Source organism: Brevundimonas diminuta ATCC 11568 (assembly GCF_000204035.1).
Lineage (GTDB): Bacteria > Pseudomonadota > Alphaproteobacteria > Caulobacterales > Caulobacteraceae > Brevundimonas > Brevundimonas diminuta.
In genome coordinates this window covers 96,881-112,436 of sequence record NZ_GL883086.1, presented here as the reverse complement: position 1 = coordinate 112,436, position 15,556 = coordinate 96,881, and the positions used below count along the sequence as shown (strand labels likewise).

The following is a 15,556-nucleotide window of genomic DNA, read 5'->3' as shown; positions in this document are numbered from 1 at the left end:
TATCCGCCGCGATCAGCGTCCCGTCCGCCAGACGCACGCCCGCGTCCTCGAACCCAGCGACCTCGACGCCGGTCAGGATCTCAACGCCATGCTTCCTGTGCAGATCGGTGAAGAAGGCCGACAGGGGCTGAGACGCCACGCGCGCCAGCACCCGGTCCATGCGCTCGATCACCACCGCCTCGGCGCCCAGGGCGCGGGCCGAGGCCGCCGCCTCCAGCCCGACATAGCCGCCGCCGACCACCGCCAGCCGCTTGCCGGGCGCCAGCACGGCCTTCAGCCGTTCCGCGTCGTCGAGGGTGCGAAGCTCCAGCAGGTCGGGCCGGTCAGCGCCGGGAAGGGCCAGCTTGCGCGCCGTCGAGCCGGTGGCCAGGATCAGCACGTCGTAGGTCTCGACCGTTCCGTCGGCGAAGGTCACGGTCCTGGCGGCCGCGTCGATGGCGCTCGCCGTGACGCCGGTGCGCAGGGCGATGTTCTGCTCGGCGTAGAAGCTCTCGGGGCGCAGCAGCAGGTCTTCCAGACCCGCCTCCCCTTTCAGCCAGGCTTTCGACAAGGGCGGCCGCTGATAGGGCGGCGCGCTTTCCTGCCCCGCCAGGACGATCTCGCCCTCAAACCCATACTGCCTCAGCAGCGCCGCCACCGAGCCCCCCGCGTGTCCCGCGCCGATGATCACTACCTTCGACAGGAGAGCCGAGCCATCAGCCGACATGACTTTTTCCTTCATTCTCAATCTGTTTGCAGCGGCGGTTACGCCCCCGTGGGAGCGGTCGGGTCCGGCTCGGGCGCAAAACGCGCGCCCAGGTCATAGGCCTCGCCGGGGAAGGTCAGCCGCACGAAGGTGATGCCCTCGGCCCGCCGCCAGGTTCGGCGCTCCAACGACAGACAGGCCGCCGACGGCTCGACGCCCAGCGTCAAGGCGGTCGCCCGCGATACGTTCACGGCGCTGATCTTGTGTTCGGCCTCGGTCCAGGGAACCCGCTCAAGCAGCCAGGTGCCGGGGGGAATTTCATCGAACGCCGCATCCCTAGCCTGGGGAACCGAGGTGAGGCAGATCACCCGCTCCTCCAGGGCGAACGCGCGGCCGCTGCCCTTGTGCAGGCAGCGCAGCTCGATCACCTCGCCGGACGCGGTCAGACCCAGTTCGCTGGCGTCGCGCCGATGGGCCGCGCGGACCTTTCGCAGCAGCAGCTCATAGTCATAGGGCTCGCCGCGCTTCTGAATCTCCGCCTGAATGTCGGGGATGTCCAACAGCACGGAGTGGATGCGCGGCCGCGCCACGAAGGAGCCGAACCGCTTGCGGCGGACGATCATGCCCCGCTCGGCCAGGGGCGCCAAGGCCTTGCTGACCGTCATGCGCGAGCAGTCGTAGTCGGCCATCAGCTCATGCTCGAAGGGAATACGGAAGCCCGGCGGCCACTCGCCCGACAGGATGCGCTCAGCGATGTCAGACCGGATGCGCCGGTGAAGCGGACTGTCCATGCGCCCCTCCCAAGGTCATGGCGGCCTTCTTCAGGCTCTGAATCATGAAGAAGCCGGGACGCCGTCACGGGCGCCCCGGCCTGGTCGTCAGCGGCGACGCCGTTCCTGCAACCATTCGACGCCGTCATGCAGATAGGCGAAGTCCTGCCTGCGGAAGGCCTGGAACAGCATGATGAAACCGCTCAACGCCAGCCACAGGCAGCCGGTGGCGATGATGATGATGAGCGGGTGGTTGAAGCTCTGGCGATCCGTGTAGTCCATGATGTGGATCATCCAGAACACGTCCCACAGCCGCCAGGTGTTGGTCTTGGCTCCCGCCAGCTCGCCAGTGGCGGCGTTCAGGATGAAGGTCGAACGCTCCTTGTCCGCGAACTCGACCCGCCAGGCCGGCAGGGCGAAGTCGCGGGTCTCCAGCGTCGGCTTCTCGACGCGCGTGACCGAGGTGATCGCCGCCGAACCGTTGAAGGCCGCCGTCGCCAGGGCCTTGGCCCGCTCGGCGTCGATGACCACAGGCGCGGCGCTGAGCGGATCGACCAGCTTGATCCCCTCGGCGGTCGTCGCCGCGAAGACCCACTGGTCCTGCAGCGGCCGCAGTTCGATCTGCGACACGGGCGCGCCAATCGCCTGGGACACCTGGGCCAGAGACAGCACCTGGGTCGGCGCAGGGCTAGGCTTGACCTCGGCCAGGACGTGACCGCCCGTCACCTTGTGGTGGTCGATCATGGCCATGACGGCGCCGCTGATCGCCCACAACAGGAGCTGGATGCCCAGAACCAGGCCGAACCACTTATGAAGTCTGCGAAGTAGAAACATGGGCGGTCCTCACGCAGCGGCTTTTTTGCGCACGCGGCGCTTGCGGCGGAAACTGAAGATCAGGAGCCAGGCGCCCGACAGGGACGTCGCCACCATCATCCAGGTCGCGACCTTGAGCAGGGCGTTGTTCATGTTGTCGCGGGTCTCGTAGTCCATGATGTGGAGCATCCAGAAGAAGTCGAAGCCTCTCCACAGGTCATGGCGCCGGGACAGCAGTTCGCCGGTATGCGGCGAAAGGTAGAGGGTCGGCTTCCACATGCCCTCGAACTCGACGCGCCAGATCGGCGCGGCGCGGCCGCGGATCTCGCCGGGGATCTCGGTCAGAAGCTCAGCCTTCACGACCCCGCCCTCGGGGGCGTAGATCCGCTCGGCGCGCCGGCGAGCGCCGGCCTCGTCGATCAGGGGCAGCTTCTGGCCCGAGCGGGCGTCGTACAGCGCCTGCCCGCTCGCATCCGTCAGGATGTAGAGCGGCTGATCCAGTTGCTGCACCAGACGCAGACTGCTGGTCCGGTCGGCGCCCTTCAGGATGGCCGACGGCTCCACCAGACCGTCCGTCGCGATCGGCTTGGCGTCCGGCGTCCGTATCAGGTGGTCGCCATGGATGATGTCGATATGGATGGCGGTCATGTAGAGACCGCTCACGATCCAGAACAGGGCCTGGACGCCCATGATGAGCGAAAACCACTTGTGGGTTCTACGCGCCAATAGAGGCCAGCGTATCATTTTATACTCACGGCTTGTGAGAGAAGGCTGCGTCAGGCGGCGTTCCAGAACACGCGCCTGACGCACCTCACATCGGTTTTAGTTGAACTGATACGTCAGGCGGACATACCCGCGACGGCCCAGCAGATCATAGGTCATCGTGTCAGTGTTGCCGTCGGTCCAGCTCTGGATGAACGGGGCCTTCTTGTCGAACAGGTTGTCGATGCCGAAGGCCACGTCGACGTTGTCGTTCACCCGGTAAGAGAACTGGGCGTTATGGTAGAAGACAGCGTCCGTCTGATAGCCGATGTCGCCCGGCGCGGCGTTGAAGTCCGTCGCCTCGCCGATCATCTGGATCGAATAGGTTCCAGCCCAGCGCTCATCCATGACCGTCAGGCTGGCGTTCGAGCGCCAGTGCGGATAGCCGCCGTTGCCGCCGCCGATGTGACCGTCGAAGATGATCGGATCGCCGCCCTCGAAAGGCGTGATGACGTATTCGTCCAGATAGGTGGTGTTCCAGTCCAGGCTGGCGCGACGCTGGCCGATGTCGAAGGCGTAGCGCACGCCGATGTCCACGCCCTTCATCGTCTCCAGACCCGTGTTGGAGGGCTGAGCCGACAGATAGTTCACCTCGCCCGTCAGCGGATTGCGGGTGAAGCTGTCCGGCTTGCAGAACGGGTGGTCCATGTTCGGCGTCGCATAGCAGATCGCCAGCTTGGTCGAACCGGGGATGGAGCGGATGGCGTCCTCGACCTTGATGTCGAAATAGTCCGCCGTCAGCGTCAGGCCGCTGATCTGCGTCGGCTGCCACACCAGGCCCAACGTCAGGGTCTCGGTGCTTTCCGGCTTCAGATTTTCATTGCCGCCGACCGTGGTCAGGATGGTGGTGCCCATCTGCACATAGCCCGCCGGCACGCCCGAAGCGGCGCAGTTGGCGATCAGGACGGCGTCGCCGCTGGCGTTGTAGCGGCTGCACGGATCGGTCGTGGTCAGGTTGCCTTCGGCCACGCCGCCGAACAGTTCGGGCACGCTGGGGATGCGGAAGCCGGTGCCGTAGGTGGCGCGCAGACGCAGGCTGTCGACCACCGTCCAGTTCAGGCCCAACTTATAGGTCGTCTCGCCGCCGAACATGTCATAGTCCGAGTAACGGACCGCGCCGTCCAGTTCTAGCCGCTGCACGAACGGCAGGTCGCTCAGCAAGGGCGCCGACAGTTCGACATAGGCTTCCTTGGCCTTGGTCTCGCCCGCGATCGGATCCTGCTGGTTGGTGTTGGAGATGCCCAGCACCGTCAGGGCGTCAGGATCGCGCCAGCCCTTCTCTTCGCGATAGACCAGGCCCGCCGCCATCGCCAGGGCGCCGGCCGGCAGCTCCATAACCGTGCCGCTGACGTCGAAGGTGAAGCTCTTCTGCTCGTTGCCGCCTGTGTCGCGCGAGTTGAACAGAATGTAGTCGAGCACGTCCTGATTGACGTCGCCCATGCCCAGATAATCGCCGCATGGCACAGCCGCGCCCGGCGCCGGGCTGCACAGCGAGGTGTTCAGCGTATCGCCCAGCCGTTGCAGGTTGACGATGTTGGTCATGCCGTCGACGCCGGTGTTGCGGCCCCAGTTGGCCGAAGCCTCCCAGGTCCAGTCGCCGGCGATGTCGCCGCGCGCGCCGCCCACGAAGCGGTAAGTGTCCGTTTCCTGGAAGAACTGACGCTGGCCCGGCTCGACCAGAAGACGACGGATCAGCAGCAGATCCTGGCCAGTCGGATTGGTCGGATGATCGGCCGCGATGCGAATGTCGCGCAGGGCGCCCGGAGCCGCCATCTGGTTGCTCTCGCGGTGAGTGAAGAACAGCTCGCCGAACAGGCTGACGCTATCCGTCAACTGATAGTCGGCCAGCACGGCCGTGCTGAAGCGCTCGATCGGCGAAGAAGCGTTCAGATAGCCGTTTGAGTTGTGGTTGTGCTTGGCCGGATCATACGGCTCGTAGAAGTCGCCGTCTCCGCCCGGCGTCTGGTTGAAGTTGATCATCTGCCCGTTCGGCAGGACCGCGCGGCCGCCCGGCGTCGTGGCGCTGGAAAGACAGGTCAGGGCGCCGTTGACTTCGCCCAGGCCGCACGGCGCGCGGCTGGCCAGATTGACCTCTTCGGACTTCTGATAGGTCAGGGCGGCGGTGACGCCGCCTCGATCGTTCTTGATGCCCCACAGGACGTCGAAGGTCACATCCTGGCCGTCGCCTTCATCGGTGACGCCGTACTTGCCCGACACCTTCAGGCCTTCATAGCCGTTGACGGTGATGATGTTCACCACCCCGGCCACAGCGTCCGCGCCGTAGATGGCCGAGGCCCCGTCCTTCAGCACGTCCATGCGGGCGATGATCGGGGTGGGGATCATGTTCAGGTCGGGTGCGCTGTTGGCGCCGGTGCCGCCGTTGACCACGCGACGACCGTTGATCAGCGTCAGGGTCCGGTTGATGCCCAGGCCGCGCAGGTTCACCTGCGCCGTGCCATAGCCGTTGCCCGTCCAGTAGGAGTTCGTCTGATTGCCCGCCGCGCCGGCCGACGCCGGAAGGCGCTGCAGCAGGGTCTCGACGTTGGTGATGCCGGTGCGCTCGATGTCCTCGCCAGTCACGACCGTGGCGGGGCCGACCCCGCTGATGTCCTGACGTTTGATCCGGCTGCCGGTGACGACGATGTCGTCAACATTGGTCACATCGACTTCCTGAGCCGGCGCCGCCCCGCCGTACATAGTCGCGGCGACAGCCGCCCCCGCCAACAAAAGCCTCTTTTTCATCGTCCCCATGCCTTCCCACTTAGGTATTCGCTCAGAACCTTTAGCTCTGACTGGGGCGGAACCTGTGCGGGAGGCGTCTTGAGCGTCAAGTCATGTATATACATATGACAGCTCAAAAATCGGTAATATTTATGCCGCATTAATGCAAAAATGGGGCAAATTTACCCCAAATTTGACCAAGCTAATAACGACACCCCTCCCCGCCTTCGAAAGACGGGCTGGACATGACTATTTTCCGTTGCTTCAAATGATCATGCGATTTAAACATGACCGTAGATTATTTCGTTTTAATACTTGAGAAACGGCAATACGCAGCCGAACGCCCAACCCCTCAAAACAATGTGGGGACAGGCGCCAGATTTTCGGAAACACACAAAAGAACGTCACAAGATCGAATCCTACGACGGTTCCGCTTCGCCGTTCGGCGCCCATGGGTCACGCCAGGTCGAGCGCCAGGATCATGTCTTCATACTCACGCCCGCCCACGCTGAAGCGCCGCTGGCCGAGCCTGACAAATCCGGCGCGGGCATAGAAGGCCAAGGCCCGCTGGTTCTGAGCATAGACGCCCAGCAGCAATCGCTGCGCGCCCCGACGTCGCGCTTCATCCTGCGCCGTCGCCATCAAGGCGCGGCCCAATCCCCCGCCCTGGAATCGGCTCAGGGCGTAGATCCGCTTCAGCTCCAGATCATCCTCGCGGACCTCGACCTCGGGAAGCTGCGGCTTGTCCAGCAGCGCATAGCCGATGGGCGCGCCATGTTCGACCTGAGCCAGCCACGCCGCCGCCCCCGCCTTCAATCGCTCCGCGTAATAGCCAGAGGCATGCGCAACGCCGCAATGCGCGACGATGGCCGCGCCGTCCAGCACCCCTGCGAAGGTCTCAAGAAAGGTGGCCGCCCCGATCAAGGCCAGGGCGTCGGCGTCATCAGCCTGAGCGCTCACAAGCGTCCAGGCCGGCGCATTCGACGCTTCACTCAACGCACTCACTCAGAACTCCATTGTTCGTCGCCCGGCAAAGAGCGCCCGTGAGAAGCTCCGTCAGCTGGAGCTTGACGGCAATACGACGAAATCGCGCAGGCCCGCGCCATCGCCTGCGCGACGGCAAACCGAAGATTATTCGGCCTTTGCGCCATTATCCCGACTGGTCAACCCAGACCGCGCGCCGCTAGCTTCGCCCCATCAAGTTTTGTTCGAGGGGCTGAGGGGCTTTTCATGAAGCGTATTCTGATGACCACGGCTGCGGCGCTGACCGTGGCCTTTCCGGCGTTTGCACAGACGCCCGCAGCGGGCGCAGCTGATGCGACGCCGAAATGGGACGTGCAGAACCCGATCGGCGCCCAGCGCGACGTCAACATCAACGTCGACGAAGGCACCTGGATGGCGCTGGACGTCAGCCCCGACGGTCGCGAAATCATCTTCGACCTGCTGGGCGACATCTATGTGATGCCGATCGGCGGCGGCGAAGCCCGTCCCATCGCCTCGGGCGTGGCCTGGGACATGCAGCCGCGCTATTCGCCGGACGGCCGCTTCATCGCCTTCACCTCGGACCGCGCGGGCGGCGACAACCTGTGGGTCATGGACCGCGACGGCTCCAACCCGCGCCAGGTGTCCAGCGAGACCTTCCGCTTGCTGAACTCCCCCGCCTGGACGCCGGACAGCCAGTTCATCGTCGGGCGCAAGCACTTCACCTCCTCGCGTTCGCTGGGCGCGGGCGAGATGTGGATGTACCACCGCTCGGGCGGCGGCAGCGGCGTGCAACTGACCGAGCGCCGCACCCAGCAGAAGGACACGGGCGAGCCCGCCTTCTCGCCCGACGGCCGCTACATGTACTTCAGCGACGAATCCACGCCGGGCGGCGTCTTTGAATACTCCAAGGATCCGAACACCCAGCTCTATGTGATCCGCCGCCTGGATCGCGAGACGGGCGAGATCAAGCCCTTCGTCACCGGGCCGGGCGGCTCGGTGCGCCCCACCCCGTCGCCGGACGGCAAGTCGCTCGCCTTCGTGCGGCGCGACCGCTACCAGTCGACGCTCTACGTCATGGACCTGGAGTCCGGGCGTGAGACGCCGATCTATGACGCCTTGGATCGCGACATGCAGGAGACCTGGGCCATCCACGGCGTCTATCCGGGCTTCGCCTGGACGCCGGACAACGGCTCCATCGTCATCTGGGCGGGCGGCAAGATCCGCCGCATCGACGTGGCCTCCAAGGCCGTCAGCGAAGTGCCCTTCCGCGTCACCGACACCCGCCGGGTGCAGGAGACGGCCCGATTCCCCGTCGACGTGGCCCCCGCCCAGTTCGACGTGAAGATGATCCGCTGGGCCCAGACCTCGCCGGACGGCTCCAAGGTGGTGTTCGAGGCCCTGGGCAATCTGTGGGTCCGCGACCTGCGCAACGGCGTGGCCGGAACGCCGCGTCGCCTGACGCGCCAGAGCGACCATTTCGAGCTGTACCCGTCCTGGTCGCGCGACGGCCGCTCGATCGTCTACACGACCTGGAACGACGAGAACCTGGGCTCTATCCGCGTGGTTCCGGTCGCGGGCGGCGAAGGCCGCACCATCACGACCAACCCCGGCCACTATCTGGAGCCGCGCTTCTCGCCGGACGGCCAGACGGTCGTCTATCGCACCTCCAGCGACGGCTATCTGCGCTCGGCCATGTGGAGCCGCGAACCGGGCGTCTACCGCGTCTCCGTACGCGGCGGCGAGCCGGTCAAGGTCACTGATTCCGGCGCCAACCCGCAGTTCGGCGCCCGCAACGACCGCATCTTCCTGGCCGATCGCGACGGCGACAAGCGCGTCCTGAAGTCCGTCAACCTGTCGGGCGAAGACGAACGCACCCACCTGAGCAGCGAATGGGCGGCCGAGTTCTCGATCTCGCCGGACGAGCGGTGGATCGCCTGGACCGAACGCTTCAACGCCTATGTCGCCCCCTTCGTCCCGACGGGCCGCCCGATGACGGTCGGCGCCGACGCCAAGGCCCTGCCGCAGACGCGCGTCACCCGCGACGCCGGCGAATGGCTGCATTGGTCCGGCGATTCCAGCCGCCTGCAGTGGTCGATGGGGCCGGAGCTGTTCTCGCGTCCGCTGAGCGAAAGCTTCGCCTTCATGGACGGCGCGCCGGCTGACCTGCCCAAGCCCGCCGAACACGGGATCAAAATCGGCTTCAGCGCCGACTACGCCCGCCCCAGCGGCGTCACCGTCCTGACCGGCGCCCGCCTGATCACCATGAAGGGCGAAGAGGTGATCGAGGACGGCGTCATCGTCGTCAACGGCAACCGCATCGAGGCCATCGGTCCGCGCGGCTCGGTCACGGTTCCGGCCGGCGCCCGCGTCATGGACATGGCCGGCAAGACCATCATCCCCGGCCTGATTGACGCCCACTGGCACGGCAGCATGGGTTCCGACGAGATCATACCGCAGCAGAGCTGGGTGAACTACGCCGCCCTGGCCTTCGGCGTGACGACGCTGCACGACCCGTCGAACGACAACAGCGAGATCTTCGCCCACAGCGAACTGGCCAAGGCCGGGCGCGTGGTGGCGCCGCGGATCTTCTCGACCGGCACCATTCTGTATGGCGCGGCTACGCCGACGACGGCCGTGGTCAACAATCTGGACGACGCGCGCTCGCACCTGCGCCGGATGCAGGCCATCGGGGCCTGGAGCGTCAAGAGCTACAACCAGCCCCGCCGCGACCAGCGCCAGCAGATCATGCAGGCCGCCCGCGAACTGGGCATGATGGTCGTGCCGGAAGGCGGCTCGCTGTACCACGCCAACATGAGCATGCTGGTCGACGGCCACACCACCATCGAGCACTCGGTGCCGGTGGAGCGGATGTACGACGACGCGGTGCAGCTATGGTCGCAGACGGGGACGGCCTACACCCCGACCCTGGTCGTCGGCTTCGGCGGCGCCTGGGGCGAGAACCACTGGTACGAGACGACGGACGTCTGGAAGGATCCGATCCTGACCCAGTACGTGCCCCGCCGCATCCTCGACGCGCGTTCGCGTCGTCCGGTGAAGACCCCGCCGGAGGAGCTGAACCACATCTCCATCGCCCGTGAGTCCAAGCGGCTGATGGACCAGGGCGTTTCGGTCCAGATCGGCGCCCACGGCCAGCGTGAAGGCCTCGGCGCGCACTGGGAGCTGTGGATGTTCGAACAGGGCGGCATGAGCGCCCACGAATCCCTGCGCGTCGGCACCATCAACGGCGCCCGCGCCCTGGGCATGGACAAGGACATCGGCTCGCTGGAAGTCGGCAAGCTGGCCGACCTGGTCGTGCTGAACGCCAATCCGCTCGAGAACCTGCGGGACTCGACCAAGATCGGCTACACCATGATCAACGGCCGTCTGTTCGATAACCATATGAACGAGGTCGGCGGCGCTGAGCGCAAGCCGTTCTGGTTCGAGAGCGAAGACGGCCAGGCCTGGAGCGCCGACGGCACCGCCTCGGCCGCCGACAGCCACGGCCACACCCACGACTGATCCCGCCGCCAGGCAGGAACGCGAAAGGGCCCGGCATCCGCCGGGCCCTTTTTCGTGGTGACTCTGTTGGCCCTAAGCGTTGGTCGTCGCCCTTCATTCCCGCTCAGCCCGGCAGACGCCGGGATGAGCGGAGGCCGGCAGTATGAAAGCCCAAGGGTGACGAAAGATAGAAATCTCGCGGCTTGCGCCTTGAAGCGCGAACGGGGCGAGGAGGTTACTCCCCCAGCCCGCGCACCGAGGCTTCCAGCAAGGCGTTGCGCCGCGCCGCACGGCCCTTCAACCAGCGCATGGCCAGCACCAGCGCCAGCACCACCGCGCCGAAGGCCAGCAGCCACAGGGTCGGATTGTGCGCCTCGCTCATCATCTCCAGCTTGGCCAGGCCCTTGGCCGCCAGATAGCCCGGCGCCAGCATGGCCAGCACCCAGACGAAGGCTGAGCTGACATTGGCGAACTGGAAGACGCGCTGACGCATCTGCAGCACCCCGACCATCACCGGCACGAAGGCGCGCAGCGGGCCGAAGAAGCGGCCGATGAAGATGGAGGCCACGCCGTAGCGGCGGCAGTACAGGCGCGTCCAGGCCAGCTTGCGGCGGTGCGGAACCAGCAGATGGTGGCGCAGCACCCGCGTGCCCAGGCGGCGACCGATCCAGTAGGAGATGGCGTCGCCCATGACGGCGCCGATGACGCAGCCGCCGATGACGGTGAAGGGGTCTAGCACGCCCGCGGCCACCAGGCCGCCCGCCGCGACCAGCAACCCCGTCGCCGGCACGAAGGCGCCGATGACGACCAGGGACTCAAAAAAAGTCACCGCGCCAAGGATCACGCCGGCCCACATGGCGTTGCGGGCGATGAAGTCGGCGGCCGAGGTAAGCAAACTGTCCATACTGATCCTTTGCCCGAGGGCATATGGGATCAGCCCATAGAAAGGGAATGCGGCGATGCGACGCCAAAGGGGAAAAAGCGCGCGCCGTGACCCTCAGGCCGCACTTTAACCGCCCAACACCCTATCGCGTGGCGTCATCCGGCGTTTCGCGGCGCTCATCATCCAGGTCGAACGGCCGGATGCGGCTGGAACGCTCGCGCGGGCTGCGCACGCCCCAGGGCCCCGGCACGGCGCCGTAGGCGTCGCGCCAGCCGTAGCCGTCCAGGCCGAAGCGTCCCGCGCCGAAGCCATAGGGCCCGTAGCCATAGCCGTAGGCCCAAGGCGCGTTCTTCGTCTGGCTGAAGCTCAGGTTCAGCGTGCCGTTCTCGCCCAGCGGCAGAGAGACCGCCGCGCCGAAATCCTTATAGCCGCCGGTGCCGATCCCGGCGCTGACCTGACCGTGCATCTTGCGCGGCGCGGCCTCTTCCCAGGCGTCAGCCCAGGTCTCGACGGGCGGCGCATCCGCCTTGCGCTCGCCGATCCAGCGGGAAATCTGCTCTTCTGTAGACAGGCCGTGGGGGGCTGCCGTCTGAAGCGTCACGGCGGGCGAGGCGTCGCCGACCGTCGCGGCCAATGCATCGGCGCTCGCCGTCGGCACGGCGCCCGGACCAGCGCGCGGCGCCGTCGACACCACGCCCTCGGGATCGCTGCTCGCCAGCAAGAGGGAGGCGGCCATGAGTTCGATCAGCATACGCATCTACTCCCGTTCACAACCACCCTAACCCCAAATGCGGCCAAGGTCAGGCCGTCCCGTCGTCGCGCCCTAAAGGATCAGGCAAAGGCTCTCCCTCGGCCACGAAACTGAGCGCGACCGAGTTGATGCAGTAGCGCAGGCCCGTCGGCGGCGGGCCGTCGGGGAAGACGTGGCCCTGATGACTGTCGCAACGGGCGCAGCGCGTCTCGACCCGCACCATGCCGTAGCTGTCGTCGCGCACGGAGCGGACGTGAGCCGGATCGACCGGCTCGTTGAAGCTGGGCCAGCCCGTGCCGCTCTCGAACTTGGTCCCCGAGCGAAACAAGGGCAGGCCGCACTCGCGACAGCAGAAGACCCCTGCCCGCTTTTCACCCAGCAAGGTTCCGCAGAAGGGCGCCTCGGTGCCATGGGCCAGAAGCACGCGCTTCTCTTCCGGCGAGAGGTCGGCCTCCAGCGCCACGCGCTGGCTGTCGGTCGGCGGCGTCAAGTCATAGCCGGAGGCGGAGCGCATCGGAGCAGCGGATTCGGTCTGGGTCATGATCTCAAAATAGGAAGGGCCGGACGGTCGTTCCACCGTCCGGCCCTCGATAGTCCGTAATGAACGTTCGGATCAGGCGCCGAACAGGCCGTTCACCCAGGTCCGCACGGCGGCTTCGTCGGTCGCGTCGCCGGCATAGGCCAGGGCGCCGGCCGGGGCGTAAGGCGCGTTGTTGCCGCGCTGACGCGTCGTCCAGGCCTTATGACCATAGCTGAGGTCGGCGTAGTTGGACGGCAGACGCAGGGTCGTCGGCTCGATGAAGATAGTGTCCTCAGCCGTGGTCGAGCCGGCGATGCGCACGTTCGGCAGGCGGCTCAGCAGCTCCAGCGTGTCCAGGCAGCCGCCCGAGCAGCCGGCGTCGACCAGCACGATCACCTGGCCCTGCACCGGGTTGGCGGCGCCGGTGTCCGGCGTCGCCGGACGGCCCGGCATGACGAAGGTCGGCTGACCGGCGGCGATGGCGCTGTCGAAGGCGGCGACGATGGCTTGGGTCTGCTCGATCACTGCGCCCGATTCCTGAACGAAGCGCGGGTCCGACACCATGCGGTTCAGGGTGTCGGCGAACCACTGACGGTTGGCGGCGGTGGCGCGGTAGGTGATCTGACCGGCTTCCGGCTGGCGGCTGACGGTGAACTCCGGCGACCAGATGCGGTTGGCCAGACCATAGCCGCGCGAGGTGGCGTTCACCGACGCCCCGTTGGCGCCGCGCAGGTCGAGCACAAAGCCCTGCGGTCCGCGGATGGCGGCGGACTGCGCCTCGATCTGGGCGAAGAAGGCGTCCCAGGCGGCGTCATCGGCCAGAGAATGGACGTTGATCCACGGGCGGCCGTTCACCGTCTCGACCGACAGGGGCGCGCCCGACGGGACATAGACCGAAGCGCGATAGGCCGCTTCCAGGTTCTGGGCCGTGGCCGGTTGCGGCGACAGGGTGAAGTCGCGGGTGCGGCGGCCGACCTGGAACTCGCAGGTGCCCGGCACGCCGGTGGTCATCGGATTGTTGCGGTTCCACAGCAGATAGGGCGCGCTGCGGACGCGGCCAGCCTCGGTCGTCAGGTCGCCCTCGAACTGGTCCAGCTTGGCCTTGGCCAGGTCTTCGATCGGCTCGGCGTTGCAGCTCTTGAGCACGGCGCCCAGCGGCGGCGCGCCGCGCACGCCCGGCTGAACATAGGAGACGACGTACTGGCCGTTGCGCCAGGCCGTGGCCACGCCCGGCCAGCTGGTGGCGAAGAACGGACCCAGGCCCTCATAGGTCGGGCGGGCGGCGATGTTGGAATCGCGGAAACCGTTGGCGTACCAGCGCAGCAGATAGGCGTGGCTGTCGCCGCTGTTGACCTGACCGGCCTTGGCCTGCGCCTGCTGCAGGCCCGCATCCAGCCAGGCGCGGAAGGGGGCGCTGGCGTCTCCCGGCACCACGGCGGCAGGGTGGTTGTCGCGCAGAGCCGCGTGCATGGCCTGAAGGTCTTGCCGCGCCAGATCGCTGAAGTTCTGGGCCGAGGCGGCCGAGGCGGCGAAGCTCAGGGCCAGTACGGCCGCCGAAGCGGAAAGCAGGCGTTGCATAGGGGTTCTCCCAGTCCGTTCAGTATGCGGGTTGGTCGTGTTTTAGACCCATTAACGGCGCCGTCGCCACCCCTGTGACGAAATTGCACCGCTTTGCGGACCGCGGCGTTTACGCGCGCCCGTTTCCCGACTAGGCCGTGGTTTCCGCAGGCGCAAAACGCGCCGAAACGCCGCGTGCCCCAGAATGACCGCCCTGGCTGATCTGTTTTTGAATTCTACGGGGCGCATCGGTCGAATTCGCTTCCTAGCGGGCGCAGCCTGCCTGATCGGCGCCTGGGTCGCCGTGGACATTTTTCTGCGAACGCCCGGCTGGCTTCACGCCCTGGTCGCGGCCGCCCTGCTCTACGGCGGCTTCTGCATCCTGTCCCAACGCCTGCATGACCGGGGGCGCTCAGGTTGGTGGAGCGGGCCGATCCTGCTGGCCTTCGCCCTGGTCTGGCCGCAGCCGCTGACGCTTCTGGGCTGGGTCTCAACGGCCGCTCTCGTCCTGATCGCCTTCGACCTTGCGGTCCTGCCTGGTCAGAAAGCCTTCAACCGCTACGGCGCCGCGCGTCAGAGCGGCGCGACGCCGGGCTGAACCGGTCCGAACACCTGCTGGAAGGACGACTTCAACGCATCGTCCGCCTCGTCCATCGTCGCGAGTACGCCCAGATCGACCAGGCTGGTCACGCCGTGTTCGGTGATGCCGCACGGCACGATGCCGCCGAAATGGTCCAGATCCGGCTCCACGTTCAGGCTGATGCCGTGGAAGCTGACCCATTTGCGGACCTTGACGCCGATGGCGGCGATCTTGTCCTCGCGGCTCCAGCCCGCGCCCTTGCGCTCGACCCAGACGCCGACGCGTCCCTCGCGCATTCCCGCCTCGACGCCGAAACGGTCCAGGGCGCCGATGATCCAGTCCTCCAGCCCGTGAACGAAGCCTCGCACGTCCTTGCCGCGCTTATTCAGGTCCAGCATCACATAGGCCACGCGCTGGCCCGGCCCGTGATAGGTGAACTGCCCGCCCCGCCCCGTCCGGTGGACCGGAAAACGGTCGGGCGCCAGCAGGTCGTCGTCCTTGGCCGAGACGCCTGCGGTGTAGAGCGGCGGATGCTCCAGCAGCCAGACCAACTCCTCGGCCTCTCCGGCGGCGATGGCGGCGACGCGCACCTCCATGGCGGCCTCGGCGGCGGCGTAGTCGACATAGCCGGACGACAGCGCCCATTCGACAGGACGGCCGTCCTCGCGAAGCAGGCTGCGTTGGGAAGAGTTTAACGGGTCGGCAAGCATGATGCCCTCAATGTGGGGCCGAACGCGGCGGCGCAAGGGCCGCCCGTTGATTTGCGAGTATCGTCTTGAGCCAGATCGAAGCCGTCGACGTCGAGATTTCGGTCGTGCTGGGCCGTTCGGTCCTGCCGATGCAGCAACTGCTGCGCATGGGCCGCGGCGCGGTGATCCCGCTGGACGCCTCGGAAAAGGACGAAGTCTGGATTCTGGCCAACAACCATCCGGTCGCACGCGGCGAGATCGAAATTCGCGACGACCGCATCGCCATCACGGTGACGCGCCCGGCGGACGTGTACGACTTCATGGCCGGAGCCGCCTAACCCTT

At 66.6% G+C, this 15,556-nt stretch carries 14 protein-coding genes; 3 read left to right on the top strand and 11 right to left on the bottom strand.

What is annotated here, in order from left to right:
* The 6 genes from BDIM_RS04265 to BDIM_RS04240 all read right to left on the bottom strand — a co-directional run.
* Positions 1 to 706, bottom strand: a 706-nt coding sequence (locus BDIM_RS04265; protein ID WP_040344995.1) for an NAD(P)/FAD-dependent oxidoreductase, incomplete at its 3' end; no start/stop codon positions are given.
* A 38-nt stretch (positions 707 to 744) separates the two neighbouring features.
* Positions 745 to 1,476 (bottom strand): histidine utilization transcriptional repressor HutC, encoded by a 732-nt coding sequence (gene hutC / locus BDIM_RS04260; RefSeq protein ID WP_003164341.1) that lies wholly within the window; start codon positions 1,474 to 1,476, stop codon positions 745 to 747.
* An 87-nt stretch (positions 1,477 to 1,563) separates the two neighbouring features.
* Entirely contained in the window at positions 1,564 to 2,289 is a 726-nt protein-coding gene (locus tag BDIM_RS04255; RefSeq protein WP_003164340.1) for a PepSY domain-containing protein, read from the bottom strand.
* A gap of 9 nt (positions 2,290 to 2,298) precedes the next feature.
* Positions 2,299 to 3,012 carry a PepSY domain-containing protein gene (locus BDIM_RS04250; protein ID WP_040344992.1) on the bottom strand — a complete coding sequence of 238 codons (714 nt, stop codon included), beginning with the start codon at positions 3,010 to 3,012 and terminating at the stop codon, positions 2,299 to 2,301.
* 78 nt (positions 3,013 to 3,090) lie between these two features.
* Positions 3,091 to 5,772, bottom strand: a complete 2,682-nt coding sequence (locus BDIM_RS04245) for a TonB-dependent receptor domain-containing protein (RefSeq protein WP_081461836.1) — start codon at positions 5,770 to 5,772, stop codon at positions 3,091 to 3,093.
* A 435-nt stretch (positions 5,773 to 6,207) separates the two neighbouring features.
* Complete coding sequence (locus BDIM_RS04240) at positions 6,208 to 6,756, bottom strand: GNAT family N-acetyltransferase (RefSeq protein WP_211205968.1); 549 nt, start codon at positions 6,754 to 6,756, stop codon at positions 6,208 to 6,210.
* A gap of 225 nt (positions 6,757 to 6,981) precedes the next feature.
* Between BDIM_RS04240 and BDIM_RS04235 the strand changes: the two genes are divergently transcribed.
* Entirely contained in the window at positions 6,982 to 10,254 is a 3,273-nt protein-coding gene (locus tag BDIM_RS04235; protein ID WP_003164336.1) for an amidohydrolase family protein, read from the top strand.
* A 214-nt stretch (positions 10,255 to 10,468) separates the two neighbouring features.
* On the opposite strand, the gene BDIM_RS04230 is transcribed toward BDIM_RS04235, so the two are convergent.
* The 4 genes from BDIM_RS04230 to BDIM_RS04215 all read right to left on the bottom strand — a co-directional run bounded on the left by BDIM_RS04230 (position 10,469) and on the right by BDIM_RS04215 (position 13,965).
* On the bottom strand, positions 10,469 to 11,137 hold the full coding sequence (locus BDIM_RS04230) for a DedA family protein (protein WP_003164335.1): 669 nt from the start codon (positions 11,135 to 11,137) through the stop codon (positions 10,469 to 10,471).
* Positions 11,138 to 11,258: 121 nt separating this feature from the next.
* Positions 11,259 to 11,873 (bottom strand): hypothetical protein, encoded by a 615-nt coding sequence (locus tag BDIM_RS04225; RefSeq protein ID WP_115616114.1) that lies wholly within the window; start codon positions 11,871 to 11,873, stop codon positions 11,259 to 11,261.
* Between the two features lie 43 nt (positions 11,874 to 11,916).
* Entirely contained in the window at positions 11,917 to 12,408 is a 492-nt protein-coding gene (gene msrB / locus BDIM_RS04220; protein WP_040346539.1) for a peptide-methionine (R)-S-oxide reductase MsrB, read from the bottom strand.
* A 72-nt stretch (positions 12,409 to 12,480) separates the two neighbouring features.
* Entirely contained in the window at positions 12,481 to 13,965 is a 1,485-nt protein-coding gene (locus tag BDIM_RS04215; protein ID WP_003164332.1) for a hypothetical protein, read from the bottom strand.
* Between the two features lie 184 nt (positions 13,966 to 14,149).
* Between BDIM_RS04215 and BDIM_RS04210 the strand changes: the two genes are divergently transcribed.
* Complete coding sequence (locus BDIM_RS04210) at positions 14,150 to 14,542, top strand: DUF805 domain-containing protein (RefSeq protein WP_003164331.1); 393 nt, start codon at positions 14,150 to 14,152, stop codon at positions 14,540 to 14,542.
* On the opposite strand, the gene lipB is transcribed toward BDIM_RS04210, so the two are convergent.
* On the bottom strand, positions 14,518 to 15,234 hold the full coding sequence (lipB, locus tag BDIM_RS04205) for a lipoyl(octanoyl) transferase LipB (protein WP_003164330.1): 717 nt from the start codon (positions 15,232 to 15,234) through the stop codon (positions 14,518 to 14,520). The two genes, BDIM_RS04210 and lipB, sit on opposite strands and share 25 nt — an antisense overlap.
* Before the next feature lie 65 nt (positions 15,235 to 15,299).
* Between lipB and BDIM_RS04200 the strand changes: the two genes are divergently transcribed.
* Positions 15,300 to 15,551: a FliM/FliN family flagellar motor switch protein gene (locus tag BDIM_RS04200; RefSeq protein WP_003164329.1), complete on the top strand. Its 252-nt coding sequence runs from the start codon at positions 15,300 to 15,302 to the stop codon at positions 15,549 to 15,551.
* Positions 15,552 to 15,556: the final 5 nt, after the last annotated feature.

What these genes read in the sequence shown, in the direction of transcription:
- BDIM_RS04250 (WP_040344992.1), bottom strand. Translation starts at nt 3,012, where the DNA reads ATGATACGCTGGCCTCTATTGGCGCGTAGAACCCACAAGTGGTTTTCG.
- BDIM_RS04255 (WP_003164340.1), bottom strand. Translation starts at nt 2,289, where the DNA reads ATGTTTCTACTTCGCAGACTTCATAAGTGGTTCGGCCTGGTTCTGGGC.
- BDIM_RS04215 (WP_003164332.1), bottom strand. Translation starts at nt 13,965, where the DNA reads ATGCAACGCCTGCTTTCCGCTTCGGCGGCCGTACTGGCCCTGAGCTTC.
- BDIM_RS04225 (WP_115616114.1), bottom strand. Translation starts at nt 11,873, where the DNA reads ATGCGTATGCTGATCGAACTCATGGCCGCCTCCCTCTTGCTGGCGAGC.
- BDIM_RS04230 (WP_003164335.1), bottom strand. Translation starts at nt 11,137, where the DNA reads ATGGACAGTTTGCTTACCTCGGCCGCCGACTTCATCGCCCGCAACGCC.
- BDIM_RS04210 (WP_003164331.1), top strand. Translation starts at nt 14,150, where the DNA reads ATGACCGCCCTGGCTGATCTGTTTTTGAATTCTACGGGGCGCATCGGT.
- BDIM_RS04235 (WP_003164336.1), top strand. Translation starts at nt 6,982, where the DNA reads ATGAAGCGTATTCTGATGACCACGGCTGCGGCGCTGACCGTGGCCTTT.
- lipB (WP_003164330.1), bottom strand. Translation starts at nt 15,234, where the DNA reads ATGCTTGCCGACCCGTTAAACTCTTCCCAACGCAGCCTGCTTCGCGAG.
- BDIM_RS04245 (WP_081461836.1), bottom strand. Translation starts at nt 5,772, where the DNA reads ATGAAAAAGAGGCTTTTGTTGGCGGGGGCGGCTGTCGCCGCGACTATG.
- msrB (WP_040346539.1), bottom strand. Translation starts at nt 12,408, where the DNA reads ATGACCCAGACCGAATCCGCTGCTCCGATGCGCTCCGCCTCCGGCTAT.
- hutC (WP_003164341.1), bottom strand. Translation starts at nt 1,476, where the DNA reads ATGGACAGTCCGCTTCACCGGCGCATCCGGTCTGACATCGCTGAGCGC.